This window comes from Janthinobacterium sp. GMG2 (assembly GCF_033949445.1).
GTDB lineage: Bacteria > Pseudomonadota > Gammaproteobacteria > Burkholderiales > Burkholderiaceae_D > Janthinobacterium > Janthinobacterium aestuarii.
Map to the genome: position 1 here is coordinate 331,867 of NZ_JAXAWA010000004.1, position 25,538 is coordinate 357,404.

The 25,538-nt window shown below is 63.8% G+C and carries 28 protein-coding genes; 16 read left to right on the forward strand and 12 right to left on the reverse strand.

The window, feature by feature from the left end:
- Positions 1-5 precede the first annotated feature (5 nt).
- Positions 6-1,634: a DUF692 family multinuclear iron-containing protein gene (locus SKZ59_RS17235; RefSeq protein ID WP_319992442.1), complete on the forward strand. Its 1,629-nt coding sequence runs from the start codon at positions 6-8 to the stop codon at positions 1,632-1,634.
- Positions 1,635-1,638: 4 nt separating this feature from the next.
- On the opposite strand, the gene SKZ59_RS17240 is transcribed toward SKZ59_RS17235, so the two are convergent.
- The 3 genes from SKZ59_RS17240 to fumC all read right to left on the reverse strand — a co-directional run bounded on the left by SKZ59_RS17240 (position 1,639) and on the right by fumC (position 3,761).
- The gene (locus SKZ59_RS17240; RefSeq protein WP_034759786.1) at positions 1,639-1,923 is read right to left on the reverse strand and encodes a hypothetical protein; all 285 of its coding nucleotides are present in this window, start codon (positions 1,921-1,923) and stop codon (positions 1,639-1,641) included.
- Positions 1,924-2,048: 125 nt separating this feature from the next.
- Positions 2,049-2,270 (reverse strand): RNA-binding S4 domain-containing protein, encoded by a 222-nt coding sequence (locus tag SKZ59_RS17245; protein WP_035825476.1) that lies wholly within the window; start codon positions 2,268-2,270, stop codon positions 2,049-2,051.
- A 96-nt stretch (positions 2,271-2,366) separates the two neighbouring features.
- The gene (gene fumC / locus SKZ59_RS17250) at positions 2,367-3,761 is read right to left on the reverse strand and encodes a class II fumarate hydratase (RefSeq protein ID WP_319992443.1); all 1,395 of its coding nucleotides are present in this window, start codon (positions 3,759-3,761) and stop codon (positions 2,367-2,369) included.
- A gap of 172 nt (positions 3,762-3,933) precedes the next feature.
- On the opposite strand from fumC, the gene SKZ59_RS17255 reads away from it, so the two are divergent.
- On the forward strand, positions 3,934-5,046 hold the full coding sequence (locus SKZ59_RS17255) for a hypothetical protein (RefSeq protein WP_319992444.1): 1,113 nt from the start codon (positions 3,934-3,936) through the stop codon (positions 5,044-5,046).
- 416 nt (positions 5,047-5,462) lie between these two features.
- On the opposite strand, the gene SKZ59_RS17260 is transcribed toward SKZ59_RS17255, so the two are convergent.
- Positions 5,463-5,714, reverse strand: a complete 252-nt coding sequence (locus SKZ59_RS17260) for a flagellar protein FliT (RefSeq protein ID WP_307788907.1) — start codon at positions 5,712-5,714, stop codon at positions 5,463-5,465.
- 289 nt (positions 5,715-6,003) lie between these two features.
- Between SKZ59_RS17260 and SKZ59_RS17265 the strand changes: the two genes are divergently transcribed.
- From SKZ59_RS17265 to SKZ59_RS17275, 3 genes are all read left to right on the forward strand, one after another.
- A complete protein-coding gene (locus tag SKZ59_RS17265) occupies positions 6,004-8,088 on the forward strand; it encodes a M13 family metallopeptidase (protein ID WP_319992445.1) in 2,085 nt (694 codons plus the stop codon).
- Positions 8,089-8,158: 70 nt separating this feature from the next.
- A complete protein-coding gene (locus SKZ59_RS17270; RefSeq protein ID WP_319992446.1) occupies positions 8,159-8,803 on the forward strand; it encodes a class I SAM-dependent methyltransferase in 645 nt (214 codons plus the stop codon).
- A 176-nt stretch (positions 8,804-8,979) separates the two neighbouring features.
- Entirely contained in the window at positions 8,980-9,165 is a 186-nt protein-coding gene (locus SKZ59_RS17275; RefSeq protein ID WP_034759763.1) for a CsbD family protein, read from the forward strand.
- 69 nt (positions 9,166-9,234) lie between these two features.
- On the opposite strand, the gene SKZ59_RS17280 is transcribed toward SKZ59_RS17275, so the two are convergent.
- The 3 genes from SKZ59_RS17280 to SKZ59_RS17290 form a co-directional block, all read right to left on the reverse strand.
- Complete coding sequence (locus SKZ59_RS17280; protein WP_319992447.1) at positions 9,235-11,442, reverse strand: S9 family peptidase; 2,208 nt, start codon at positions 11,440-11,442, stop codon at positions 9,235-9,237.
- Between the two features lie 191 nt (positions 11,443-11,633).
- Entirely contained in the window at positions 11,634-12,473 is an 840-nt protein-coding gene (locus SKZ59_RS17285; RefSeq protein WP_319992448.1) for a PhzF family phenazine biosynthesis protein, read from the reverse strand.
- Between the two features lie 17 nt (positions 12,474-12,490).
- The gene (locus SKZ59_RS17290) at positions 12,491-13,885 is read right to left on the reverse strand and encodes an MATE family efflux transporter (RefSeq protein ID WP_319992449.1); all 1,395 of its coding nucleotides are present in this window, start codon (positions 13,883-13,885) and stop codon (positions 12,491-12,493) included.
- 189 nt (positions 13,886-14,074) lie between these two features.
- On the opposite strand from SKZ59_RS17290, the gene SKZ59_RS17295 reads away from it, so the two are divergent.
- From SKZ59_RS17295 to SKZ59_RS17320, 6 genes are all read left to right on the forward strand, one after another.
- The gene (locus tag SKZ59_RS17295) at positions 14,075-14,740 is read left to right on the forward strand and encodes a beta/gamma crystallin family protein (RefSeq protein WP_319992450.1); all 666 of its coding nucleotides are present in this window, start codon (positions 14,075-14,077) and stop codon (positions 14,738-14,740) included.
- 179 nt (positions 14,741-14,919) lie between these two features.
- On the forward strand, positions 14,920-15,786 hold the full coding sequence (locus SKZ59_RS17300) for a beta/gamma crystallin-related protein (RefSeq protein ID WP_319992451.1): 867 nt from the start codon (positions 14,920-14,922) through the stop codon (positions 15,784-15,786).
- A 101-nt stretch (positions 15,787-15,887) separates the two neighbouring features.
- Positions 15,888-16,880, forward strand: coding sequence for a beta/gamma crystallin-related protein (locus SKZ59_RS17305; RefSeq protein WP_319992452.1), 993 nt, complete (start codon positions 15,888-15,890; stop codon positions 16,878-16,880).
- A 160-nt stretch (positions 16,881-17,040) separates the two neighbouring features.
- Positions 17,041-17,721 carry a beta/gamma crystallin-related protein gene (locus tag SKZ59_RS17310; protein WP_319992453.1) on the forward strand — a complete coding sequence of 227 codons (681 nt, stop codon included), beginning with the start codon at positions 17,041-17,043 and terminating at the stop codon, positions 17,719-17,721.
- A gap of 96 nt (positions 17,722-17,817) precedes the next feature.
- Positions 17,818-18,738, forward strand: a complete 921-nt coding sequence (locus SKZ59_RS17315; protein WP_319992454.1) for a DnaJ C-terminal domain-containing protein — start codon at positions 17,818-17,820, stop codon at positions 18,736-18,738.
- A gap of 3 nt (positions 18,739-18,741) precedes the next feature.
- Positions 18,742-19,053, forward strand: a complete 312-nt coding sequence (locus tag SKZ59_RS17320) for a MerR family transcriptional regulator (protein ID WP_070303663.1) — start codon at positions 18,742-18,744, stop codon at positions 19,051-19,053.
- Between the two features lie 3 nt (positions 19,054-19,056).
- Here the strand turns inward: SKZ59_RS17320 and SKZ59_RS17325 are convergent, their stop codons facing one another.
- Entirely contained in the window at positions 19,057-19,284 is a 228-nt protein-coding gene (locus SKZ59_RS17325; RefSeq protein WP_034759733.1) for a hypothetical protein, read from the reverse strand.
- A 146-nt stretch (positions 19,285-19,430) separates the two neighbouring features.
- Positions 19,431-20,345, reverse strand: a complete 915-nt coding sequence (locus tag SKZ59_RS17330) for a LysR family transcriptional regulator (protein WP_319992455.1) — start codon at positions 20,343-20,345, stop codon at positions 19,431-19,433.
- A 133-nt stretch (positions 20,346-20,478) separates the two neighbouring features.
- Here SKZ59_RS17330 and SKZ59_RS17335 point away from each other — a divergent pair, with 133 nt between their 5' ends.
- The 3 genes from SKZ59_RS17335 to SKZ59_RS17345 all read left to right on the forward strand — a co-directional run bounded on the left by SKZ59_RS17335 (position 20,479) and on the right by SKZ59_RS17345 (position 22,239).
- Positions 20,479-21,084 (forward strand): FMN-dependent NADH-azoreductase, encoded by a 606-nt coding sequence (locus tag SKZ59_RS17335; RefSeq protein ID WP_034759726.1) that lies wholly within the window; start codon positions 20,479-20,481, stop codon positions 21,082-21,084.
- Positions 21,085-21,228: 144 nt separating this feature from the next.
- A complete protein-coding gene (locus SKZ59_RS17340) occupies positions 21,229-21,735 on the forward strand; it encodes a hypothetical protein (RefSeq protein ID WP_319992456.1) in 507 nt (168 codons plus the stop codon).
- A 360-nt stretch (positions 21,736-22,095) separates the two neighbouring features.
- Entirely contained in the window at positions 22,096-22,239 is a 144-nt protein-coding gene (locus SKZ59_RS17345) for a hypothetical protein (RefSeq protein ID WP_232731324.1), read from the forward strand.
- On the opposite strand, the gene SKZ59_RS17350 is transcribed toward SKZ59_RS17345, so the two are convergent.
- Positions 22,221-22,460, reverse strand: coding sequence for a TIGR02450 family Trp-rich protein (locus SKZ59_RS17350; protein ID WP_034759713.1), 240 nt, complete (start codon positions 22,458-22,460; stop codon positions 22,221-22,223). The two genes, SKZ59_RS17345 and SKZ59_RS17350, sit on opposite strands and share 19 nt — an antisense overlap.
- Before the next feature lie 72 nt (positions 22,461-22,532).
- Between SKZ59_RS17350 and SKZ59_RS17355 the strand changes: the two genes are divergently transcribed.
- Positions 22,533-23,396, forward strand: coding sequence for a cysteine hydrolase (locus tag SKZ59_RS17355; RefSeq protein WP_319992457.1), 864 nt, complete (start codon positions 22,533-22,535; stop codon positions 23,394-23,396).
- Between the two features lie 79 nt (positions 23,397-23,475).
- Complete coding sequence (pncB, locus tag SKZ59_RS17360; protein WP_319992458.1) at positions 23,476-24,666, forward strand: nicotinate phosphoribosyltransferase; 1,191 nt, start codon at positions 23,476-23,478, stop codon at positions 24,664-24,666.
- Positions 24,667-24,674: 8 nt separating this feature from the next.
- Here the strand turns inward: pncB and SKZ59_RS17365 are convergent, their stop codons facing one another.
- Together SKZ59_RS17365 and SKZ59_RS17370 are read right to left on the reverse strand one after the other, a co-directional pair.
- Positions 24,675-24,974 (reverse strand): antibiotic biosynthesis monooxygenase family protein, encoded by a 300-nt coding sequence (locus SKZ59_RS17365; protein ID WP_034759700.1) that lies wholly within the window; start codon positions 24,972-24,974, stop codon positions 24,675-24,677.
- 83 nt (positions 24,975-25,057) lie between these two features.
- The gene (locus SKZ59_RS17370) at positions 25,058-25,531 is read right to left on the reverse strand and encodes a host attachment protein (protein WP_072454400.1); all 474 of its coding nucleotides are present in this window, start codon (positions 25,529-25,531) and stop codon (positions 25,058-25,060) included.
- Positions 25,532-25,538: the final 7 nt, after the last annotated feature.

Genomic DNA, 25,538 nt, shown 5'->3' on the forward strand with positions numbered 1-25,538 from the left:
CGCCCATGCCGCCGCCCATCCAGGCGCTTGCCGGCGTCGGCCTGCGCGCCGCGCATTACCGCGATTTTCTGGCGCGCCGGCCCAGGGCGGGCTGGCTGGAAGTGCATACTGAGAATTATCTGCAGCCATCGGGCTGGGACTGGCACGTGCTGCAGACCCTGCGCGAGGATTACCCGATCAGCCTGCATGGCGTGGGCCTGGGCCTGGGCTCCGCACACGGCTTTTCGGAAGCGCACCTGCAGCGCGTGCGCGCCGTGGTCGAGCGCATCGAGCCGACCCTCGTGTCGGAACACCTGTGCTGGGGCGCCGTAGCGCAGCAGCAACTCAACGATCTGTTGCCGCTGGCCTTGAATGGCGCCGCCCTCGATTTGCTGTGCGCCAGAGTGGGGCGGGTGCAGGATGTGCTGAAAAGACCGATCTTGCTGGAGAATGTCTCCACTTACCTGCGTTTTGCCGACGATGGCATGAGCGAGGCGCAATTCCTGGCGGAGCTGGCGCGCCGCAGCGGCTGCGGGCTGCTGCTCGATATCAATAATCTGTATGTGAACCAGTGCAACCACGGCGAAGACGCCTTGGCAGCCATGCAATCCATCGCGCCGGGCAGCGTGGGCGAGCTGCACCTGGGCGGCCACTTGCTGACGCCGCATGCCGTGATCGACCACCACGGTGCCGCCATCGCCGATCCCGTCTGGGATTTGTATGCGGCCGCCTTGCTGCGCTTTGGTGCCATTCCCACCCTCGTCGAATGGGATACGGATTTGCCCGCCCTCGATGTCTTGCTGGGAGAAGCGGACAAGGCGCAGTCCATGCTGGCGCGCCATGCGCCGCAGCCACCATGGCAGGGAGCGGCGCTGCCGTCCCCGCCGTCCCCGCCGCCCGTGTCGCCTGACGCGCTGGCGGCTAGCCAGCAAGCGTTTGCCATGGCCTTGCTCGATACTGCGGCAACCCTGCCATCGTTCGCGGGAGAATCGGTACCGCAGCGTTATTCACTGTACCGCGGCAACTTGAGCGCCACCTGGCGCCGCACCCTGGGCCACGCCTATCCCGTCGTGCTGGCGCTGGTGGGCGAGGCATTCTTTGGCGGCCTGGCGTGCGCGTATGGCCGGCAGATGCCATCCGATAGCGCTGATTTGAATCAGTTTGGCGAGCGTTTCGCCGATTTTCTGACCAGTTTTCCACCTGTGGCCGACTTGCCCTACCTGCCGGACATGGCGCGCCTGGAATGGGCCGTGCACCTGGCCCATTACGCGGCCGATGCGCAGGGCCTGGCGCCCGATGCGCTGGCCGCCCTGCATCCCGATCAACTGGAAGCGCGCTGTTTTACCTTGCATCCCGCTTGCGCCTTGCTGGCATCGAACTGGCAAGTGGCGGCCCTGTGGTGGGCGCATCAGGAGGGAGACGGGCAGGGGATGTTTCCGCAAGAGATGCAGGTGGCCAGCTACGCGCTGGTTTGCCGGACACGCTGGAAGGCGCAGGTGCTGATACTCGATGCGGCCGCGCATGCGGCCTTGCTGGCTTTACGGCAAGGTCAAACGTTTGGCGCCGCGCTCGATGCGGCATTCGCGCTGGACCCGGCATTCGACCTGGCCGCACACTTGCGCCAGTGGCTGGCGCATGCGGTGTTGACGGCGTAACGGTTTATTCGAAAGCCCGCAGAAGGCGCGCTTCGCCCGTCTGATCGCGGTACAGGGCATTCGCCGCCAGGGTGGCGTCCATCATGCGCGTCACTTGCTCTTCTTCAAAGCGGGCCAGCTCGGCCGTGGCGGCGACAAGGGCCAGTTCCAATCTGGCGCGCGCGCTCTGGTACAGGCTGCTCGTGTATTTGTCTGTGTTACGCAGCAATTCTTCCGCGTTTTCTATGACCTGGCGCAAGTCGCCGATCAGGCGTTCCTGGCTGCGCGTACCTTGTTCGGGATGGTCCATGGCGCTCCCCTTCTGCAATCGATATTTTATCTGGCAATAACGACGTGTTTGCAGCTTGATGCAGGCAGCCGGCTGGCGGGGTGCTGGCTGGACGCATGGGGCCGCTTTCGCGCCCCATGCCGGGGTCAGACTGGAGCGACGACCGTGATACGGATATCGCCCACGCTGACGACCTGGCCGGCGCGGATCTTGGCGGTCTTGCGCAATTCCTTCTTGCCATCGACCTTCACCACGCCGCTATCGACCATGACCTTGCCTGCGCCACCACTGTCGCACAAGCCGACCAGCTTCAATAGCTGGTTCAGCTCGACGAATTCGGATGTTAAATCAAAGCTTACTTTTTGCATTGTATCCCTTATTGCAATGATGTGTTTTCAACACTTGATGACGTCATCAACTAAGGTCATAGTTTACATGAAGCCAGGGAGAATGCAGGCTGAGCCTTAACTTTTGTTGGGCCGCGTCATCTCCAGGGGCACGATCCACGCGCCGAATTGCTCTTCCGTCACAAAGCCCAAGGCCAGCGCCGCCTCCTTCAGGGTCGTGCCTTCGTGCTGGGCCTGCTTGGCGATCTGCGCCGCCTTGTCGTAGCCGATGTGCGGCGCCAGCGCCGTGACCAGCATCAAGGAACGCTCCATCAGTTCGGCGATGCGCTCGCGGTTCGGCGCGATGCCGTGCGCGCAATGCTCGTCGAAGCTGCGCATGCCGTCGCCCAACAGGCGCGCGCTTTGCAGGAAGTTGTGTGCAATCAAAGGCTTGAAGACATTCAGCTCGAAATTGCCCGAGGCGCCGCCCACCGTGATGGCCACGTCATTGCCGAACACCTGGCAGCACAGCATGGTCAGCGCTTCGCACTGGGTGGGATTGACCTTGCCCGGCATGATGGAGCTACCCGGCTCGTTTTCGGGGATCGTGATTTCGCCGAGGCCGGAGCGGGGGCCGGACGCCATCCAGCGCACGTCGTTGGCGATTTTCATCAGGGCCGTGGCCAGGGTTTTCAGCGCGCCATGGGCGGCAACGAGGGCGTCGTGGGCGGCCAGCGCGGCAAACTTGTTGCTGGCCGTCTCGAATGGCTGGCCCGTCAGGCGCGCCAGTTCTTGCGCGATGCGGCCGGCAAATTCCACGTGGGCATTCAAGCCCGTGCCGACGGCCGTGCCGCCGGCGGCCAGCTGCAGCAGCGGCGGCAGCGATGCCGTGATGATGTGTTCGGCGAAGTCCAGCTGCGCCACGTAGCCGGAAAATTCCTGCCCCAGGGTCAGTGGCGTCGCATCCTGCAAATGGGTGCGGCCGATCTTGACGATGTCGGCAAATTCCGTCGCTTTCGCATCCAGGGTGGCGCGCAGCTGGCGCAGCGGTGGCAAGACCGTGTTGGCGACGGCCAGGGCGGCCGCCACGTGGATGGCGGTCGGAAAGATGTCGTTCGAGGACTGGCCCAGGTTGACGTCGTCGTTCGGATGCAGCAGGCGCTCGGCGCCGCGCAAGCCGCCGATCAGCTCGGAGCCGCGGTTGGCCAGCACTTCGTTCATGTTCATATTGCTTTGCGTGCCAGAGCCCGTCTGCCAGACGGCCAGCGGGAATTCCGCGTCGTGCTTGCCGGCCAGTACTTCGTCGGCCGCCTGCGTGATGGCAACGGCTTTCTTGCCATCCAATAATCCCAGGTCCAGGTTGACGTGGGCGGCCGCGCGTTTGACGGTGGCCAGGGCGGCGATCAGTTCGGGCGGCATCTTTTCCGTGGAGATATGGAAGTGCTCGAGCGAGCGCTGCGTTTGCGCTCCCCACAGCCGGTCGGCGGGTACGTCGATCGGGCCGAAACTGTCGCGTTCGATTCTGCTACTCATGACATCCCTTTCATCGATAGAGGTGGATCGAGTGTACTCCAGGCGTCAAAAATGCACAGGATGATGCCGTATTGCATCATTTTTGCCTTGGCCCATCTATATTTTTGCGATTTCCTGCCGTTAAAGGCAGGCGAGTCCCGATTATCTATCCTGTTATCAAAGCGATCAGTCCATGCAGAGCAGCATCTTTCCCCGTTGGTCTTTGATCGCGTGCGCCGCCGCCAGCCTGGCCTTGCCGCCTGTGGCGGGCGCGGCCGAACTGGGCGAGATGGCCGTGCTGTCGCATGTGGGCCAGCCCCTGCTGGCCGAGATCGAACTGACGGCCCTGGCACCCGAGGAAGCCAGCGGCGTGGCCGTGCGCCTGGCTTCGCCCGATGTGTACCGCGGTGGCGGCATCGGCATGGACCCGGCCCTGCAGACATTGACGATCAGCCCGCTGGAACGCGGTGGGCGCCACTATGTGCGCGTGAGTACGCGGCAAGCGATCCAGGCGGGCCACGTGCATCTGTATTTATTGCTGGGTAATGGTAGCGGCGCCGTCGTGCGCCTGGGCACCTTGTGGCTGACGCCGGCGCCGCCCGCCGCCGCCCCCGTCAGTGCGCCAGTCCGGCCTGCCGTTCCGGCGCCCGTGCCAGCGCCGTTGCCGTTACCACGTCCTGCTCCCTTGGCGCCGTCGCCCGACGCCGCCGCGCTGGCGGCCCGCGCGCGCGCCGAGGGCCTCGTGCGTCCGGCGCGCGTGTTCGTGCCGCCGCCCGCCGCGCCCACGCCGGCGGCTACGGTGCAGCAGCGCCCGGCACCGCCGCGCCGCGCCACGGCGCCCGTGGCCGCTTGCGCGCCCCAAGCCGATATGGAGCAGGCGCAAGCGTGCGTGGCGCTGGATGAGAAAAACACGGCCCTCAATGCAAAGCTCGGCGAATTGGAGGGCAAGATCGGCGCCTTGCAAAAGGCGCTGGCACTGCCGGCTGCCGCTGCACCGGTGGCGGCGGAAGTGCCCCATGCCAAGCCCAAGCCACTGCACGCGGCGCCCGCCGCGGACAAGGACAAGAAGGCGGGCGGCAACGGTCTGTTGTGGCTCGGTATCGGCACCTTGCTCTTCCTGCTGTTGACGGCCGTCATCGTGTATGTCGTGCGCAAGCGCAGGCAGGCGGCGGGGTCGCGCGCGCCGTCGAAGTACTGGGTCTTGCTGCGCAAGCCGTTTAGCCGCAAGAAGAAGGATGTGCCCGTGCTGACGGAAGCCGTGGAAGAAGGGGCGGCCGAGCCGGAACCGGAGCCGTTCTCGCGTTAAAGACATGGCAAGGCGGCGCCGAAATTTGATATAAAAAAAGATATTGAAAAAATACATGGAAACGCTGGCCAATCGCGTTGCCTATTTCTTAAAGATGGTGATATGATTAATTCAGTGGACTTGCTCTACGACAAAACAGCCTCAGCCTGGCGCAGTCACCAACGATAGTGTGGCGCGGCAAACGGGTGTAGCGTTGCATAAACGCCTGGGTCTGGAAGCGGTTCGCGATGCCGACGATGTGCTCGCGAACGCCGGATGCAACCGGCAGCGAGGCGACGCCAGGAGATACCTGGGGCTCGCCTTCCCAATTCCCCCTCCTTGTTTTCCGGGCGCCGCAGATGGCGCGCTCGCTGGCATGGCGGCAGACGTAAAAAAAGCACCCGCGGGTGCTTTTGTCGTTTCTGGCGCGGCAAGCTTTACATGCGTGCGCGCGAACCCTGCATGGCGTTCGGCAGTTGCGTCATCCATGGTTCCGTGATGGCGCGGATTTCGCGGTCGTTGGCCAGGATTTGCTTGAGCAAGTCGATCTTGCGCAGGCGCGAGGCGCCGGCCAGAGCGGGCACCTTGCCTGTCATGGTCGCGCTGGCGGCACTGGCGCACTGGTTTTCCAGGGTATCCAGGCCATCCCAGTCGCTCGAACGTGCGGCCACGACCATTTTATTGGTCATTCCTGCAATATTTTCATACATCGAAAGAACGTCGTTGGAGGTCATGAGCACACCCGTAACTAGTGAATGGATTACCGCTTGTCCAGATTAACGGCAGGTCCAAGGGGAACTTGAGGGTATTTTTGAAAAAAAAGTGAAAATAATTTAGATGATTGCTTGGCTGTTGCCGACATCGCCCGCCAAGCCGCATGCCTGCTGGCGTCGTGGTGGTAGGGGAGTGTGTTGCGGCGCCTCAAAACGCGTTATGATTTTGCACACTACTGTCGTTACTTTGCCTGAAAGGATCACCATGCGCGTTGCCACTGCTGCCGCTTCCTCTTTCCCCGGTCCCTGGCGCAAGCGCGCCATGGTGCTGGCCCTGTCCGGCATCGCGCTGGCCGGGGGCGCCGTCCACGCGCATGCCCAGGAGGCGGCCGCCAGTCCCGCCGCGGCGATGGCGGCGCCCACGGCTGTCTTGCCCGGCGACGATTTCTATGACTACGTGAATGGCGACTGGCTGCGCAACACGGAGATTCCCGCCGACCGCAGCAGCTGGGGCTCGTTCGCCATCCTCGCCAACGCCACCAACGAGCGCATCATCGGCCTCGTCGAAGGCCTGGCGGCGGCGCCACAGACCGATGCCTCCGCGCGCCAGGTCAGTGATTTTTACCGTTCCTGGATCGACGAAGCGGCTATCGAAGCGAAGGGCTGGGCGCCGATCAAGCCGCTGCTGAAGAGGATCGATGGCATACGCGACCAGGCGGGACTGGCCCGCGCGCTGGGCGAAAGCCTGCGCGCCGATGTCGACCCGCTCAATTCCACCAATTTTTATACGGAAAACCTGTTCGGCCTGTGGGTGGCGCAGGATTTGAACGACACCACGCGCAATGTGGCCTATCTGCTGCAGGGCGGACTGGGCTTGCCCGACCGCGCCTTTTACCTGAGCGACAGCGCCCGCATGCAGGGCTTGCGCGCAGGCTACCAGGCGCATATCGCCGCCATGCTCAAGCAGGCCGGCTACAGCGATGCGCCGGCCCGGGCCGCGCGCGTGTTTGCGCTGGAGCAGCAAATTGCCGCCAGTCACGCCAGCCGCGAGGATTCGGCCGATGTCGCCAAGGGCAATAATCCGTGGCGCGCCGCCGACTTCGCCAGCAAGGCGCCTGGCCTGGACTGGAAAGCCTTCTTCCAGGCGGCCGGCCTGGGCCAGCAGACGGATTTCATCGTCTGGCATCCGACGGCCATGACGGGCAGCGCGGCCCTGGTGGCTAGCGTGCCGCTGGCCACATGGAAGGATTTTCTGGCCTTCCACGCGATCAACCATTTCAGCACGACCTTGCCGAAGGCGGCCGCCGACCAGCGCTTTGCTTTCTATGGCAGCGCCCTGAGCGGCACGCCGCAGCAGTCGCTGCGCAGCAAGCGCGCGCTGGCCGCGACGAATGCGGCCTTGAGCGACGCCGTCGGCAAGCTCTACGTGGAACGCTATTTCCCGCCTGAATCGAAAGCGCGCGTGCAGGAGATGGTGACGAATATCGTCGCCGCCTTCTCGCGCCGCATCGACAAGCTCGACTGGATGGCGCCCGCCACCAAGGCGCAGGCGCAGGAAAAACTCAAGACCCTGTACGTGGGCGTCGGCTATCCGGAGCGCTGGGAAAATTATGCGGGCTTGCGCGTCGTGCGCGGCGATGCGCTGGGCAATGTGCAGCGGGCGGAGCAGTTCCATTACCGGCAGGAGCTGGCCAAGCTGGGCCAGTCTCCCGACCGCAAGGCCTGGGCCATGCCGGCGCAGCTGGTCAACGCCGTCAATCTGCCGCTGCAAAATGCGCTGAACTTCCCGGCCGCCATCCTGCAGCCACCGTTCTTCGATCCGGCAGCGTCCGACGCGGCCAACTACGGCGGCATCGGCGCCACCATCGGCCACGAGATTAGCCACAGTTTTGACGACCAGGGCGCGCAGTTCGACGCCCAGGGCAAGCTGCGCGACTGGTGGACGCCAGCCGACCTGGCGCATTTCCAGTCGGCCTCGAAGCAATTGGTGGCGCAGTTCGCGGCCTACAAACCGTTTTCCGACCTGGCTGTGAATGGCCAGCTGACCCTGAGCGAAAACCTGGCCGACTTGGCCGGCGTGGCGGCCGCGCATGACGCGTTCACCCTGTCGCAGCAGGGCAAGCCGGCGCAGCCGGGCGCGGACCGCGATTTCTTCATCGGTTACGGCGTCAGCTGGCGCAGCAAGGCGCGCGAGGCAGCGGCGCGCCAGCAAATCCTCACGGATGGCCATGCGCCGGCGCAATACCGCGCCGCCACCGTGCGCAACCTCGACGCCTGGTACCCGGCCTTCGACGTCAAGCCGGGGCAGCAGCTGTACCTGGCGCCCGAGCAGCGCGTGCGCGTCTGGTAGCAAATGGTGACGGTGCCGGCGCACAGCGCGCCGGCACCGTAAAATGGCGGAACATATCGACAGGACCGCCATGAAGCCGACCCCACCGCAAGATCAGCAAGACCCCATCCACGCCATCACCGAACGTACCCTGGCCCATTACGACGCCAGCGCCGAGCAGTTTTTCGAAGGCACGCGCGACCACGACGTCAGCCAGAACATCAGCGCGCTGCTTAATGCCATCGGCAAGCCGGCGCCTGTGGAGATTCTCGACCTCGGTTGCGGCCCGGGCCGCGATCTGAAAGCGTTCACGGCCATGGGCCACCACGCCACCGGTGTCGATGGCAGCGCCCGCTTCGTCGAGATGGCGCGCGCCTACAGCGGCTGCACCGTATGGCAGCAGGATTTCGTCGACCTCGACTTGCCTGCCGCGCACTTCGACGGCGTGTTCGCGAATGCCGTGCTGTTCCACGTGCCCAGCGCCGTTCTGCCCGGCGTGCTGCGCGCTTTGCACGCGAGCCTGAAGGGGGGCGGCGTGCTGTTCAGCTCGAATCCGCGCGGACAGAACCAGGAGGGCTGGAACGGCGCGCGCTACGGCAGCTATCACGATGAAGCGACGTGGGCCGCATACGTGCAGGCGGCCGGTTTCAGCCTGGTCGAGCAGTACTACCGCCCGCCCGGCTTGCCGCGCGAGCAGCAGCCTTGGCTGGCGACGGTATGGCGCAAAGCGGGCTGATTCCGCGTAATTAGCTGATTTTTGGCATGTGTTAGGGACCGTACATAGTTTTTGCAACCTCAAGCGTAATATGGACACATCGACACGCAGCAAGCAGTTTGCAACGGCGTGTGAGCCGCAGTACCGGCCCTTCGGGCGCCGGACAACAGATGTACCAACTACAGTGAGGATTTATCATGAACAAAGATCAAGTCGAAGGTAAACTGAAGGAAGTCGGCGGTAAAATCCAGGAAGCCGCTGGCAAGGTCGTCGGCAGCGAAGAACAGCAAGCCAAGGGCCTGGCAAACCAGGTCGAAGGCAAAGTGCAGAAGAAGGTTGGCGACGTCAAGGATGCGGTGGAAACCGTTACGCGCAAACCGTAATCTGACGCACGCATAAAAAAACCGCCGCCTGTCGCGAGACAGGCGGCGGTTTTCATTTGCGGGCGCGCTTTACTTCGCTACGCCCAGGTTCTGCTTGAAGAACATCTCGATTTTCTTGTACACGTGGCGCTGGCCCGCGCGCGACGAGATGCCGTGCTTGGCGCCCGGATACGTCATCAGGTCGAACTGCACGCCGCGGTTCACGAGCGCGTCGATCAGGCGCGTGCTGTTGCTGAACAAGACGTTGTCGTCGGCCATGCCGTGCACCAGCAGCAGCGGCGACTTCAGGCCGTCGAGGTGGGCGAACACGGTGCTGGCCTTGTAGCCGTCGACGTTTTCCTTCGGCATGCCGAGGAATTGCTCCGTGTAGTGGGTGTCGTACAGCGACCAGTCGGTCACGGGCGCCACCGAGACGCCCATGGCGATCTTGTCGGACGCTGCCGACAGCAGGCGCAGGGTCATGAAGCCGCCATAGCTCCAGCCGAATACGCCGATGCGTTTGGCATCGACGAAGCTTTGCTTGCCCAGCCAGTCGATGCCGACCAGTTGATCGGCCACTTCGGCTGCGCCCAGGTTGTGGTAGATGGCGTCCGTGAACGCGCGCTCGCGGCGCGATGAACCGCGGTTATCGAGGCGGAAGACGACGAAGCCCTGCTGCGCCATGTACTGGTCGAAATTGTTGCCCCAGCGGCGCGCCACATGCTGCGAGTGCGGGCCGCCATACGTCGACAGGTAGACGGGGTAGCGCTTGCTTGCGTCGAAGTTCGACGGCTTGACGATGGAGTAATACAGCGTCTGGCCATCGTTGGCCTTCAAGGTGCCATATTCCGTCGGCAGGTGGTCCGCCTTGTATTTGGCGTACGGGTGGCTCGCGTTCAGCGCGTTTTCTTCCAGCCAGCCCACCATGGCGCCGTCCGGGCGGCGGATGCTCACCTGCGGCGGCGTGGCGGGGTCCGAATACGTATCGACGAAGACTTCGCCATTGCGCGAGAACGTCGTGTCGTGCCAGCCATCGGCTTTCGTCACGCGCTGCGGCTTGTCGGCCGTGCTGCCGTCGAGCGCCAGGGCGTAAGTTTGCTTGTCGATCACGGCGTCGCGGTTCGACGCGACGAACACTTTACCCGTCTTCTGGTTCACGGCCAGCACGCTGTCGATGCCCCATGCGCCGGAAGTGACCGGGTGCAGCAGCTTGCCGCTCATGTCGTACAAATACAGGTGGTTGCGGCCCGTGCGCTCGGACGACCAGAGGAAGGTGCCGTTCGACAGGAAGCGCAGGTCGTCATGGATGCTGACCCAGGTTGTCGACGTTTCCGTCAGCAGGGTGCGCTGTGCCAAAGTACCGGCATCGACGGCGACCAGGTCGAGGGTCTTCTGGTCGCGCGACTGGCGCTGGTACACGAGCGACTTGCTGTCCGCGCTCCAGTCGGCGCGCACCAGGTAGATGTCCGGGTTCGTGCCCAGGTCCACCTGGCGCTGCACTCCCGTTTCCGGCGAGACGATCAGCAGCTGCACCAGCACGTTCGGGTCGCCGGCGGCAGGGTAGCGCTGTTCGACGACGTCCGTGCGGTCGGCGAAGATTTCAAAGCGGCGCACGACGGGGACCGGCGCTTCGTCGTAGCGTTTGTAGGCGATGGCGGAATCGTCCGGGGCCCAGTAGTAGCCGGTGCGCTGGCCCATTTCTTCCTGCGCCACGAATTCGGCTTCGCCGTTGCGTATTGTGCCCTTGCCATCGGTGGTCAGCTGGCGTTCCTGGCCCGACTTCAGGTCGATCACATAGATGTTCTGGTCGCGCACGAACGAGACGTAGCGGCCTTTCGGCGAGATTTTCGGGTCGAGCACATTGCCCTTGGCGACCAGGCGCGCCTTGTCAGGGCGGGCCGCGTCGACCAGGTACAGATTGCCGGCCAGCGGCACCAGCAGCTGCTTGCCATCGGGCGACCAGCTGTAGCTGAGAATGCCGTTCAGGCTGGCCGTGCGCTCGCGTTCGCGGCGCGCCTGCTCTTCGGGCGAAATCGTTTCATTCGGCACCAGCGCCTTCGAGTCGACCAGGCGGTGCGTGCTCTTGTCTTTCAGCTTGAATTCCCACAGGTCGAGCTGGAACTGGTTGTCGGTGCGGCCGCGCAGGAATGTGACTCGCTCGCCATCGGGCGAGACCTTCAGGTTGCGCACGCCGGGGCCGGCCAGCGCCGGATCGGCGTGGATGCGTTCCAGGGTCAGCTTTTCAGCCGATGCGGGAACGCTGGCCATCGCGGCCAGAAAACAAAGAATAAAACGCATGGATGTCTCGGTAGTTGGAAGGATGAAGGGCACTGCATGCATAGGCGAACTTGAGCGTTGCCTAAGCGTAAGACGATACCAGAGCGTGCCTCTTTATGCGATAGCCCCGGCCACGGAATATGAGCATGCCGGCCGTATTTCCTTCGTGAAAAATATCCAGGCACCATCCATTCGATGGCGCTTTGCCCGGTTCAGGCCAATATCGACCCCGTGACGACGCTCAGGCAGGCGCCGCCTATCCAGGCGTGGCCATCGCGGAAGCTGACGGACACGCGGCCGTCGCGCTGCAGGCAGGTGCCCTGGCGGACAGTGTAGTCGCCACCGGCCAGCAGGTGCGCGATGCAGGCGTTGGCGCTGCCCGTGACGGGGTCTTCCACCAGCGCGCCATGTTCGCTGAGCAGCGCGCGCACTTCGTAGTCGGCCGGTCCACCCGCGCCGTGCGGGCCGTATAGCGCCAGGCCGTCCGCTCCGGCTGCGGCCAGCAAGGCCGTCAGCGATGCGATATCGGCGCGCACGGCCAGGCAGGCGGCGGCGCTTGCCAGCGACACGCACAGCCAGCGGATGCCCATGTCGACGACGGTGCCGGCAGCGGCCGGCGTGCCGCCCAGCCCGGTTTGCAGCAGCGGCAGCAGAGTGGGTTTGAGCGCGCGCGCCGTGCACGGCGGCGCCTGGAACGCCAGCCCGCCGCCCGCCTGCCGCTCGATCTGCACGAGGCCGACGCCGCATTCCTGCACGATGCGCGCGCCTTTCGGCTGCATGCCCGAGTCGAGCAGGGCGTGCGCCGTGCCCAGGGTCGGGTGGCCGGCGAACGGGAATTCCATCTCGGGCGAAAAAATCCGCACGCAGTAGTCGGCTGCCGGGTCGCACGGCGCCAGCACGAAGGTGGTTTCCGACAGGCCCGTCCAGCGCGCGATGGCCTGCATCTGCGCGGTATCGAGGCCGTCGGCGTCGAGCACGACGGCCAGCGGATTGCCCATGAAGGGCACCTTGCTGAACACATCGACTTGCCTGAAGGGGCGCGGCTGCGGCATGGCGAATTCCTTGAAAGTTATGGCACCGCGCGCAGGCGCTGCAGCGACAGCCGGTTCAGATACCAGGTCAACAGCACGGCGGCCACCGTCAAGCCCGTGACGAGGCCGATCCAGAAACCGGCGGCGGCCATCGGCTCGGCCGGCGACCAGATGAAGCCAGCCGGCGCGAGGCCCAGCACATAGCCGATCGGCAGCGAGAAGCCCCAGAAGGCCAGCAGCTGGATCAGCATCGGCTGGCGCGTCACCTTGTAGCCGCGGATGGCGCAGGACGTGGCCACCTGCGTCGCGTCGGACAGCTGGAACAGGGCGGCGAACAGCAGCAGCTGCGCGCACAGCGCCTGCACTTGCGGGTCGGACGTGTAGGCTTGCGCGATCTGGTGGCGGAAGAGGGTGATGACGGCGGCCGAGACGATGGCCGCCGTCAGCGACATGGCCACGCCCACCCAGGAAATGAAACGGGCCTTGCGCAAATTGGCTTCGCCCACGGCATGGCCCACGCGCGTGACCAGCGCGATGCCGAACGTGAGCGGCACCATGAAGACGACGGACGAGAAATTCAGGGCAATCTGGTGCGCCGACACCTGGATCACGCCGAAGCGCGCGACCAGCAGGCTGATGACGCCAAAGGCGCTCACTTCGGCAAAGTAGGTGACGCCGATGGGCAGGCCCAGGCGCAGCATGGGGCCGATGGACGACAGCTCGGGCCATTCCCAGTGCGTGAATGGATACGTGGCGCGGTAGGCGGGCGCGATCCTGATCCAGGCCAGCATGGCCAGCAGCATCATCCATACGCAGCAGGTGGTGGCCACGGCGCAGCCCACGCCACCGAGCTTCGGCATGCCCCAGTGGCCGTAGATCAGCAGGTAGTTGACGAAAATGTTCAGCGCCAGCGCGGCCAGCGCGATCACCATCACGGGCTTGGTCTGGTTGATGCTGGTGCTGTAGCCGTACAGCGCGCGGTAGGCGGCGAACGGCGGCAGCGCGCAGCTGATGATGTGCACGAACAGCTTGGCCTTGGCTGCGACGGCCGGTTCGAGCATCAGATGGTCGAACACGAGCGCCGCCATGTTCGTCAGCAGACAGGCGACCAGGCCCACGAGCAGCGCCTTCCACAGCGACTGGCGCACGATGTGCGGCACCTTGTCGTGACGCGCGGCGCCGATTTCATGCGCCACCAGGGTATTGATCGCCATCATGATGCCGCTCACCGTGACGAGCACGATGGACCAGATGGCCGCGCCCAGCGACACGGCCGCCAGTTCCTCGGGATTCGTATGGCCCGTCATCGCCACGTCGGCCGCGCCCATGCCGACGGTGGCCAGCTGGCCGATCAGGATGGGCCAGGCCAGCTTCCACAGCGACGAGACTTCAGTGCGGATGGCGGGCAGGGTGAACGAGGTAGTGTGTGGCATGGGCGGAAAGCTTGACTAAACACAAGATTCTACCGGCATTCGCCGTGCTTGTCCGCCGTGGCGCCCCGGGCGCTCGGGCGCGGTAATCATTTGTTACAGCTAAATGGGCCAGTCGCGGATAGACTGCGCGCTCTATTTGGCAAAATGACCAAATAGTCAACCGCAGTACCCTGACTATGGAGCAAGACCATGCTGAGACACACCCTGAACTGCGCCCTGTTGCTGGGCGCCGCCATGACGGCCGAACTGGCCGGCGCCGGCGAACTGACCCTGTATTCACGCGACGATTATCACGGCCGCTCGCAGACCGTGCGCGATGCCGTCGCCGACCTGGAAGACATCCGTTTCAACGACACGACGCAAAGCATCCGCGTGCGCTCGGGCCGCTGGGAAGCGTGCGAGGAAGCCGATTTCCGTGGCGATTGCTTCCTGCTTGAGGCGGGCGAGTATCCGTCGCTCGACGACCGTGCCAACAAGATCACGTCGCTGCGCGAAGTGCGCGGCGGCTGGGATGGTCATCCGGGCCGCGATCGTGACCGTGGGCGCGACCGGGACGGCCGCTGGGAACGCGAGCGCGAGCACGGCCATTTGCCAGGGCGCTCGCTGGGCGGCGAACTGACCTTCTATACGCGCGACGATTTCGCCGGCCGCAGCTTGAGCGTGCGCAACGCTTCAGCCGACTTGCGCGAGCGCGACTTCAACGACACGGTGCAAAGCGTGCGCGTGCGCTCCGGCTATTGGGAAGTGTGCGAGGACGTGGGCTTCCGTGGCCGCTGCCGCACCTTGGAACCGGGCGAGTACGCGAGCCTGGAGCGCATGAGCAACCGCATCTCGTCGGTGCGCGAAGTGCGCTGATGCGGGTCAGCTAGTACCTCAAATCGCAATAACCGGTTCGTGCAGGGCCGGCTATTGCTTTTGGTAACAATTTATTGTGCTTTTCCCATACTTTGTTACACCGTTTTTTCTACGGATGGCTACACTGACATCAGTTGTCATGTCGATCACTTGCCTTTGCCGCCACCGGAGACCTTCCCATGAATCGCCCGTTCGCCTTTGCTCTGCTGTGCGCCAGTTCGCTGTTTGTCCATCTCGCGGCGCAGGCCGGCGAGATCCGCCTGTACACCGATGACAATTTCAAGGGAAGGGTAGTGGTCTTGCGCGATACGACGGACGACCTGTCGCGCGTCAATTTCAATGACACCGTCTCGAGCATCCAGGTTGAATCGGGCAGCTGGGAAGTGTGCACGCATGGTGATTTCAAGGGCGATTGCAAGACGCTGCAACGGGGCGACTACCGCTCCATGCCGGGCATGAACGATAAAATTTCATCCGTGCGCGAAATCGGCGCCGGGCAGGGCAGCGGTAGCGGACGCCGCCCGGCGCTGGAGCTGTACGCCGACGCCGGCCAGCGTGGCGCGTCGGCCGGCGTGAATTCGGACCGCGACGACCTGGTCGACATCGGTTTCAACGACCGCGCCAGCAGCGCGCGCGTCGAGTACGGCTACTGGCAGTTATGCAGCGATTCCAACTACCATGGCAGCTGCCGCGTATTCGGGCCTGGCAGCCACGATGACCTGGGTAGCCTGAATGGGCGTGTGTCGTCGGCGCGCATGGTCGATCCGCGCGAGGAGAACCGTCCGCAAAATGACGAGGGCCTGGTGGTGCTGTATGGCCGCGCATTCCTGAAGGGGCGGGGGCTGCAGGTGAACCGCGACGTCAGCGACCTGGTGCTCCTGAACTTCAACGACCAGGCCGAATCCATCGCCATCAACGAAGGCACCTGGGAAGTCTGCACGAACTCGCAGTTCAACGGCAGCTGCGAGCGCATGGGGCCGGGCAAGTATGAAGTGCTGGACACGGCGCTCGACAAGCGCATTTCCTCGCTGCGCCGCCTGTACTGAACGCATGATCGGGCCTTCCCGCAGCCTTGTATTTGTTACACTAGCATCCTGGCGTTTTGGCCAGGCAAATCATCAGCAAAGAATGAAGAATGGAGTTAATCATGACGGGCCCTTTCAAACACACGCTGGCATGCGCGGCCACCTTGCTGCTTTCGCTGGGGGCCCATGCGGCCGCCCATGCGGGCGATATCACCTTGTTCGAAGATGTTGATCTGCGTGGCCGCGCAGTGAACCTGCGCGAGACGACGGACGATCTGTCGCGCATGGGCTTCAACGACAAGGTGTCGAGTATCCTGGTGCGCTCGGGTACCTGGGACGTGTGTACGGATGCCGGTTTTCGCGGCAATTGCCGCACCCTGGGGCCAGGCGAATACCGCTCGATGCCGGGCATGAACGACGCCATCAGTTCGGTGCGCGAGTCGGGGCGCGGCGATGGCTACAACCCGGGACGTCCCGGACGCGATCCGGACCGGGGCCATGGCGGCTATGGCCGTGGCGGTACCCTGGAAGTGTATTCGGGCGCGGGCCAGAATGGCGGCTCGGCACGCCTGAACCGCGACACGGACGATTTCGTCAATATCGGTTTCAACGACCGCACCAGCAGCATCGTCATCTATAACGGCTACTGGCAGCTGTGCAGCGATTCGAACTACAACGGCGTGTGCCGCATCTTCGGCCCTGGCCGCCACGACGACCTGGGACGCGGCCTCGATGGGCGCGTCTCGTCGGCGCGCATGGTCGACGAGCGCGAAGCGCGCCGCCAGCAGCAGTACGATAATCAGTACCAGCGGCCGCAGTACGATCAGCCGCAGTATCCGCAATACCAGCAGCCGCAGTACCAGCAGCGCGGCGCCGTGCTGCTGTTCCCCGAAGCGGGCATGCGCGGCGAACCGCTGGCGCTGGACCGCAATGCGGAAGACCTGGTGCGCTACAACTTCAACGACCGCGCCTCGTCCATCGTCGTCAACGAAGGCCAGTGGGAAATGTGCAGCGATTCGAACTTCCATGGCCGCTGCGAAGTGATCGGGCCGGGAGAATATGGCCGCCTGAACGCCATGGAAAACCAGATTTCTTCACTGCGCCGCGTACGCTGATTTTCTTCTGCCGCCATGCGGACAGGCCGCCTGCCGGGTTCATCCCGCCAGGCGGTTTTTACATTCGCTGCCGTGCGCTGACATTTGCTTGCCCTTTGTTACACTCGCCGCCTGCCGCCTGGTCTACACTGGCGAAAATGTCATCAGTATTGGAGTTGTCATGGTTTTATCTTTCCGGCCCGCGCTGTTGTGCGCCGCCACCTTGCTCGCCCCCCTTGCTGCATCCGCAGGCGAAATCACCTTGTTCGAGGACGCCGGTTTCCGTGGCCGCCCCGTGACCCTGCGTTACGACACGGGCGACCTGTCGCGCATGGGCTTTAACGACAAGACCTCGAGCATCATCGTGCGCTCGGGCACGTGGGAAGTGTGCAAGGACGCCAATTACCGTGGCAACTGCCGTACTTTCGGACCTGGCCGCTACGGCAGCATGCCGGGCATGAACGACGCCGTTTCCTCCGTGCGCGAAGTGGGCCGCCCGGGCCATGGCGGCGGCGACCACCGTCCCTACCCGCCGCGCCCGCCGCGTCCGGAGCCGGAGCGCCCCTATCCCGGTTATCCGGGCCACGGCGGCGGCCACCGTCCCGACGCGAATGGCGCCGTGCTGCTGTTCCCCGATGCCGGCATGCGCGGCCGGCCCGTGCGCCTGGACCGCGAAGTGCACGATTTGAGCCGCTATGGCTTCAATGACCGCGCCGAATCGCTCGTCGTCAATTACGGTCGCTGGGAGTTCTGCGTCGACGCCAACTTCCGCGGCCGCTGCGTGGTGATGGGACCTGGCAGCTACGGCCGCCTGCACGGTGGCCTCGACCGCCGCATTTCTTCGGTGCGCCGCGTGCGCTGATCCGGCTGCCGGGCGGCCTTGTATTGTGCGCACGCTGCCTGGCGTCCAATTCGTGTACTCTTCCCATAGGCAGTTCAACCATGGGGAGCATGCACGGTGGAATACAAGGACTACTACAAGGAGCTTGGCGTCGACAAGACGGCGTCCGAGGCCGATATCAAGAAAGCGTACCGCAAGCTGGTGCGCAAATACCATCCCGACGTGAGCAAGGAGCCGGACGCCGACAAGCGCACCAAGGCCCTCAACGAGGCCTACGGCGTGCTGGGCGACGCGGAAAAGCGCGCGGCCTACGATGAACTGGGTCGCAACCCTGGCGCACAAGGCCAGCCATTCCGTCCACCGCCGGACTGGGGGGCGGGCTACGAATCGTCGGGCGCCGACGACAGCGATTTCTTTGCCGACCTGTTCGCCCACGTGGGCGGACGGCGCCGTGCCAACAGCACCTTCCAGATGCAGGGCGAGGACAGCCACGCCGCCATCACCATCGACTTGCAGGACAGCTACCAGGGCGCCAAGCGCCACATTGTCATGCGCGTGCCCGAAGCGGATGCGCAAGGCCACGTGGTGACGCGCGAGCGCACCCTGGAAGTGACGATACCGAAAGGCGTCACGGAAGGGCAGCAGTTGCGCATGAAGGGGCAGGGCAATCCCGGCAGCGGCGGCGCGCCCGCTGGCGATTTATACCTGGAAATCCGCTTCCGTCCCGATGCGCGCTACAAGGTGGAAGGGCGCGACGTCTTCGAAACGGTGCCCGTCACTCCATGGGAAGCGGCGCTGGGCGGCGACATCGACGTGCCCACGCCATCTGGCACGGTGACCGTCACCGTGCCGCCCAATTCGCAGACGGGGCGCAAGCTGCGCCTGAAGGGGCGCGGCATTCCCGCCGCCCAGCCGGGCGATCTGTATCTGCTGCTGGAAGTGGTGCTGCCGCCGGCGAACGACGACAAGGCGCGCGAACTGTATGCAACCATGGCGCGCGAGATGGCTTTCAATCCACGCCAGAAGCTGGGAGGCTAAATCATGACAAACAAGGTAATTGGCGAATTGCTGGAAGACCGTGCCCTGAGTCTGGAAGAACTGGCGCGCGCCTGCGCCGTGGAGCCGGACTGGGTGGTGCAGCACGTGCGGACGGGCGTGCTGCTGCAGGACGGTCCGCCAGCGGGACAACTGACGGCCTGGCGCTTCACGAGTCTGGACCTGGTGCGTGCGCGCCGCCTGCATGAAATCGAATCCGTGTTCGACGCGAACGCCGAACTGGCCGCGCTGGTGGTCGACCTGTCGGAAGAAGTGGCGCGCCTGCGCCGGCGCCTGCACGTGCTGGGCGTCGAGTAAACCTCAGGCGGGGTCGCCGTGCCGCTGCACGGTGATCCTGCCGATATAAAACTGCCCATCGACGACGACACGGTGCGGTATGCCGGCCACGTCGAAGCCGGGACCGCCGTCTTCCATCCATTCCTGTGCCAGCGAGTCGAACTGCTGCGGCGTCATGCGCAGCATCTGCGCCGTGATGACGAAACGCGCGCCAGGTTTTTGTTTGTTGACGAAGTCGTCGATGCCGGCCATGGTAAGTCTCTTCAAGGTTGTATCTGAATTCGGGGTCAGACCCGTCGGGGCAACCAGTCCCAATGGGACGGGTTGCGATCCCGCAGGGACTGACCCCAGCACTTGTTTGGGGTTTGCTGAGGCATGATACCTGTCCCCGCGCGCATCTAAAACCCCTGCACCAGCAACGGCAACTGCTCCGCAAACCGCTCCGTCAGCCACTTGCCCGCCTGCCCCGGCGGCGTGTCGGCGCGCTGGATCAAATAAATCGGGTAATTCTCGCCATTGTCGACGGCCAGCGGCAGGTGCACCAAACGGCCTTCGGCCAGGTCCTCGCGCACCATCGCTTCGGGCATGTTGCCCCAGCCCAGGCCGGCGCGCAGCAGCGCGTGCTTGGAACCGAGGTCGCCCAGGCGCCAGTTGCGTAATCCCAGCACGCCGAAATCCTGGCCCTGCGTCAGCACGCTGCGGTCGCTGAGCACCAGCTGCACGTGTTCGCGCGCCACGCTCGAGGCAATCGGCCCGGCCAGCTGCGCCAGCGCGTGGCTGGGCGCGGCCACGGGAATCAGGCGCACGTGGCCGACGGCCATACGCTCGAAGACGCTGGCCGTGGCCGTCATCCAGCCACCGAGGCCGATGTGGCAGCTGCCATCCATCACCAGCTGCGCCACGGCGCCCATCGCTTCGATGCGCAGGCGCAGGGCGACGGTGGGGAACTGCGCCTGGAACGCTTCGAGCACGCGCACCAGCACGCAGGTGGGAAACATCACGTCGACCACCACCGACACTTCCGCCTCGAGCCCGCCGGCCAGCGCCTTGGCCCGCGCGCGCATGCCATCGACCTTCAGCGCCACGGCCCGCGCGTCGGCCAGCAGGGCCTTGCCCGCGTCCGTCAGCGTGGGCTTGCGCTTGCCGCGGTCGAGCAGCACCACGTTCAGCTGTTCTTCCAGGTTGGCGATGGTGTAGCTGATTACCGATTGTGTGCGGTGCAGCTGGCGCGCCGCGTGGGCGAAACCGCCCGCGTCGATGACGGCGACGAAGACGCGCAACTGGTCGAGCGAAGGCTGGCCCGGTTCTCTCATGACAACTCCATATCTAAAAATTCGATGCTAACCATTTATTTTTACACGGTTTCATCGATAGTAGACCCGAACTATGATGTGTGCAAGTGCAGCAAACGCCGCACCCCATCTATCGATCTTGAAGGAGTGCATCATGGCAAACGTACTACACATCAATAGCAGCGTGCGCAACAGCGGTTCCCTGTCGCGTCAACTGTCGGGCGAATTCGTCGCCAAACTGGCCGCGCAAGGCGACACCATCGTCGTGCGCGACCTGGCCGCGCAACCGGTGCCGCACCTGACGGAAGAAGTCATGGGCGCCTTCTTCACGCCGGCCGAGCAGCGCAGCGCGCAGGCGGCCGCGGCCGTGCAATTGTCCGATACCCTGGTCGATGAATTGCTGGCCGCCGACGTGCTGGTGCTGGCCGCGCCCATGTACAACTTTTCCGTGCCCTCGACCCTGAAGGCGTGGATCGACCACGTGGCGCGCGCGGGCCGCACCTTCCAGTACACGGCCAATGGCCCCGTTGGCCTGGCCACGGGCAAGAAAGCCGTTATTTTCACGGCCAGCGGCGGCGTCTACAGCGAAGGCCCGGGCGCCGCGTATGACTACTTGAGCACCTATCTGCGCACGGCGCTGGGCTTCATCGGCATCACGGACATCGAGTTCGTGCAAGCCGAAGGCGTGGCCATGGGCGACGATGCCGTCACCAGCGCGATCGCCAAGGGCCGCGCGTCGATCGAAGCCCTGGCTGCCTGATATACGCCTTTCGAGGGATTGCCAAGCTGGCATGCTTGGCATAAGCTTGCCGGCGGCACGCCCCGTGCCAGCCCGGCGAGCCGTTCGCCATGAAAGTCCCTCATGCACCACAAGTTGGCCAGTGCAGTATTGTTCGGATGTTCTTTGTTTTCAGCAGGCATTGCGCTGGCACAGACCGCGCCTCCCGCGCCGTCCCACGTGGGCCGCCGCGCCTCCACGCCCGAGGATATCCGCGCCATTGAAAAAGTCGTCGCCGACTTCCAGGCGGCGCTGATCGCCAAGGATGTCAAGCTGCTGTCGTCGCTGCTGCTGCACACGAACATCCTGTTCGCCTCGCCGGCCGATGACGCTTTCATCCAGAAAATGCGCGACACGACGGACGTCCACTTCGACGGCGTCCCGGCGGCCGGCTACGTCGGCTTCGCCAACTACATCAAGCGCGAACCCTTGCGCACGGAAGAAAAATTCTACAACGTCAAGATCACCCAGGACCGCCATGTCGCGTGGGTCAACTTCGACTACGAATTCCTCGTCGGCGACACATTGTCCAACTATGGCGTCGAAGCGTGGCAGATGGTCAAGCGCGATGGTCAATGGAAAATCCTCAGCGTCGTCTGGTCCATGCATGCCGCGGCCGAGGCGGCGAAATAGGGCAGGCGCCAGCGGCGTTCAGTACAGAGTTGCCTTCTCATAATTTTTTCGCATCGTCTATACTTTCAGTGGGCGTGCCGCCATGCCTCAAGGTGAGGTCGGCGTTCAAGTTTTTCCCTGTGCCGCGTAATAAAAAGCAGATAAGTGAGTCAGTATCCTGAGCAAGCGCGATTGCATGTATTCCAACCCTACGCCGGGTAGGGCCGTTGAGACAGGCTACCCGGGGATGTCATTTTTGGAGCAAACATCGTGCCGATAAAGTACGTTGATACGTATGAAATAAATTACACGGCGGAACCCTTACGCGGTTGCAAACTGTGGGGCGCCTATGTGTCCCTGTACACCCCATCGAGCAATCCCATGCACAGGAACAATATCGTCAAAAAGCACCGCGTGCTGGCCGACCATCCGTTTGCGACGGAAGCCGAAGCCGTCAGCGAAGCGGCCGAGGTGGCATTGAAGCTGGTCGAGCGGCGCCAGCGCCGTTACGTTTTCCATCCTTGATGCCACTGCGCCGCATCCTGCAGCGCGCGCCAGGGCAGGATCTGCACTCTGCCCGAATGCACGGCTTCCAGTTCCACGTGCGTGACGGGTTCATCTGGCGTGGCTGCGGCGCATACCTTGATGACGAGAAAATGTTTTTCCTTGTTGACGGGTGTCACCGCTGTCCATTTGCTGTTGAGTAATTTGTTTGGACGCAAGTTATTGCGATGTGGAAGGTGCATGGCGGGCCCGGGATTGGCGTGATGGCGATGTTGCCATTATCATGCAAGTTCCCGCCACGCACGAGGACCGCCATGAAACGCCAGCTGCACCTGCTTGTGATCGACCCGCAAAACGATTTTTGCGACTTGCCCGCCGAATGGCTGCCTGCCGGCGCCGCACCGGCACTGGCCGTGCCCGGCGCCCATGCCGACATGCTGCGCGTGGCGCAGCTGATCCGTGAAGGGGGCAATGGCTTGACGCAGATCAGCGTGACGCTCGACGCCCACCACCGCTACGACATTGCCCACCCCGCTTTCTGGCGCACGGGCGATGGCGCCGCCGTGCCGCCGTTCACGCAGATCACGGCGCAGCAGGTGCGCGACCGCTTGTTCCTGCCCGCCGCCAGCGATGCCTTGCCGCGTGCGCTCGCTTACCTCGACGCCTTGCAGAAGGCGGGGCGCTATCAGCTGATGGTGTGGCCCGTGCACTGCGAGATCGGCAGCTGGGGCCAGAATATCCATGCGGCCGTGCGCGCCGCCTACAACGCGTGGGAAGTGGATCACCTGCAAGTGGTAGCCAAGCTGAGCAAGGGTTCCAATCCGTGGACCGAGCATTACTCGGCCGTCATGGCGGAAGTGCCCGACGCACAGGATGCGGCCACCCAGCTCAACCTGGACTTCCTCGCCACCTTGCTGCCGGCACAGCAGATTTATGTCACCGGCGAAGCGGGCAGCCACTGCGTGAAAGCCAGCACCGAGCACATCGCCGACTACCTGGAAGCGCAGCAAGGCAAGACGGCCCTGTCGCGCCTCATCTTGCTGACGGACTGCATGAGCCCCGTCACGGGCTTTGAAGCACAGCAGCGCGACTTCCTTGCAGCCATGCACGAGCGCGGCGCGCGGCTGGCGACATCCGCCGACGTCTTGCCCGAGTTGTTGGCAAACGCAGGCGATTGATGCTTTCCTGCAAGCGAACCCTGCTGAAATGCTTGCGGTGGCGTACTATTCTGGCTTCAGGAAGTTGGAGAAAACACACATGACCCCGATAGTGCGCAGTTTGCTGGAAACCGATCTGTATAAATTTACAATGTGGCAAGCATTGCTGCACGGTCATCCGAATACCCATACCGAATACGAATTTGTCTGCCGCAACGCCACCGCCTTTCCCCTGGCCGAACTGAAGGGCGAGCTGGAAGAACAGCTCGACCACCTGTGCTCGATGTCGTTTGCCGACGACGAGCTGGCCTATCTGCGCACCCTGCGCTTCATGAAGAGCGACTTCGTCGATTTCCTGACGGTGTTCCGTTTCCAGCGCAAGTTCATCGACGTGAGCACGGATGGCGACACCTTGCTCGTGCACGCGGCCGGGCCGCAGGTGCATGTGATGGGCTTTGAGATTTTCGTGCTGTACATCATCAACGAACTGTATTTCCGCCGCTTCGACCTCGATGTGGCCATGCGCGAAGGGCGCCACCGCCTGGGCTTGAAAGTGGAAGCGGTCAAGGAATTCGGTAAACTGCCGCGGCGCAAGCACCCGTTTGAATTTTCCGACTTCGGCGTGCGCCGGCGTTTTTCCGGCGCCTGGCACGACGAAGTGGTGCAGCGTCTGGCGCGCGAGGTGCCCGAGTACTTCAAGGGCACGTCGAATGTCTACCTGGCGAAAAAGCTCGGCATCGTGCCAATCGGCACCATGGCGCATGAATACATGCAATCATTCCAGTCGTTTGGCGTACGTCTGCGCGACTTTCAAAAGGCGGCACTGGAAGACTGGGTGCAGGAATACCGGGGCGACCTGGGTATTGCCCTGACGGACGTGGTGGGCATGGATGCCTTTTTGGCTGACTTCGACCTGTATTTCGCCAAGCTGTTCGACGGTTTGCGCCACGATTCGGGCGATCCCGTCGAGTGGGGCGAGAAGGCGCTGGCCCACTACGCGGCCCTGCGCATCGACGCCAATACCAAGCGCCTCGTGTTTTCCGACGGCCTGGACCTGGACAAGGCGTTTGCCCTGTACCAGCACTTCGCCGACCGCATCATGACGGGCTTTGGCATCGGCACCAATCTCACCAACGATGTCGGCTTGACGCCGCTCAACATCGTCATGAAACTGGTGCGCTGCAATGGCCAGTCCGTGGCGAAACTGTCGGATTCGCCGGGCAAGACCCTGTGCAAGGATGAGACCTTCCTCGCCTACCTGCGACAGGTCTTTCACCACCCCGCAGTGTAGGTGCCGGTCTAGAAGCCTGTGACCACCGTATCCATGTGCTCGACCTGCGGCGGGGCGGCGAAAAATTCACCGACCAGGCCGCGCCATGCCTGGAAGTCGTCGCTGCCGCGGAAATGCACGGTATGGTCTTCCAGGGTTGTCCAGCCCACCACCAGGCGGTAGGCATCGCTATTTTCGATCGAGCGCTCGAGGCGCATCGACTCGCAGCCGCGTGCGCGCTGGAACAGGGGGACGGCTTTCGTCACGGCCGCTTCGAAGGCTGCGTGCGTGGCCGATTTGATCTGGATGTGGGCAATTTCAAAAATCATGGCAAGTTCCGGTTTTGAAAGAAAGAACGCAGATCTTGCCACAGATTGTGCCCGCTTGCGGATGGCGATGAGGCCACTGCCGTTCAGCTGTCGCCGCCGCTCCTGTCCAGCGCTTGCTGCAAATAGGCTTCCAGTTGGGGCACGTTCATGCTGGCGACATCCCTGGCCAGGGCATGGCTGAGCCGTTTTTCCACCTGGGCATCGAGGCTTAGACGCAACTGCCCCAGGAACTTCGGTGCGGCGACCAGGCACAGCTTGTTGTAGCGCTGTTGCTGCAAGCCCTGTTGCAGCACTTGCGCGATATGCCTTGCAAACTGTGCGTTCGCATGCTCGACTGGCGTCACCTGTGGCTCGGTCGTGTGCGCCTGCGTGCCCGCCTGGGTCCCCGCGCGCATGCCGCTGCCGAAGCGTCCGCTGGCGTCGCTGTTCAAGGCGTTCTCGTTTTCGCGGGCCGCCGGATTGACAAAATCTTGCAGCTCGCCCAGCTGGTTTTGCTGTCCCAGCGCAAACAGCCGCGCCCGGCTACTGTCGGCCACTACCACCCATGTGACGTCCATGCTTGTT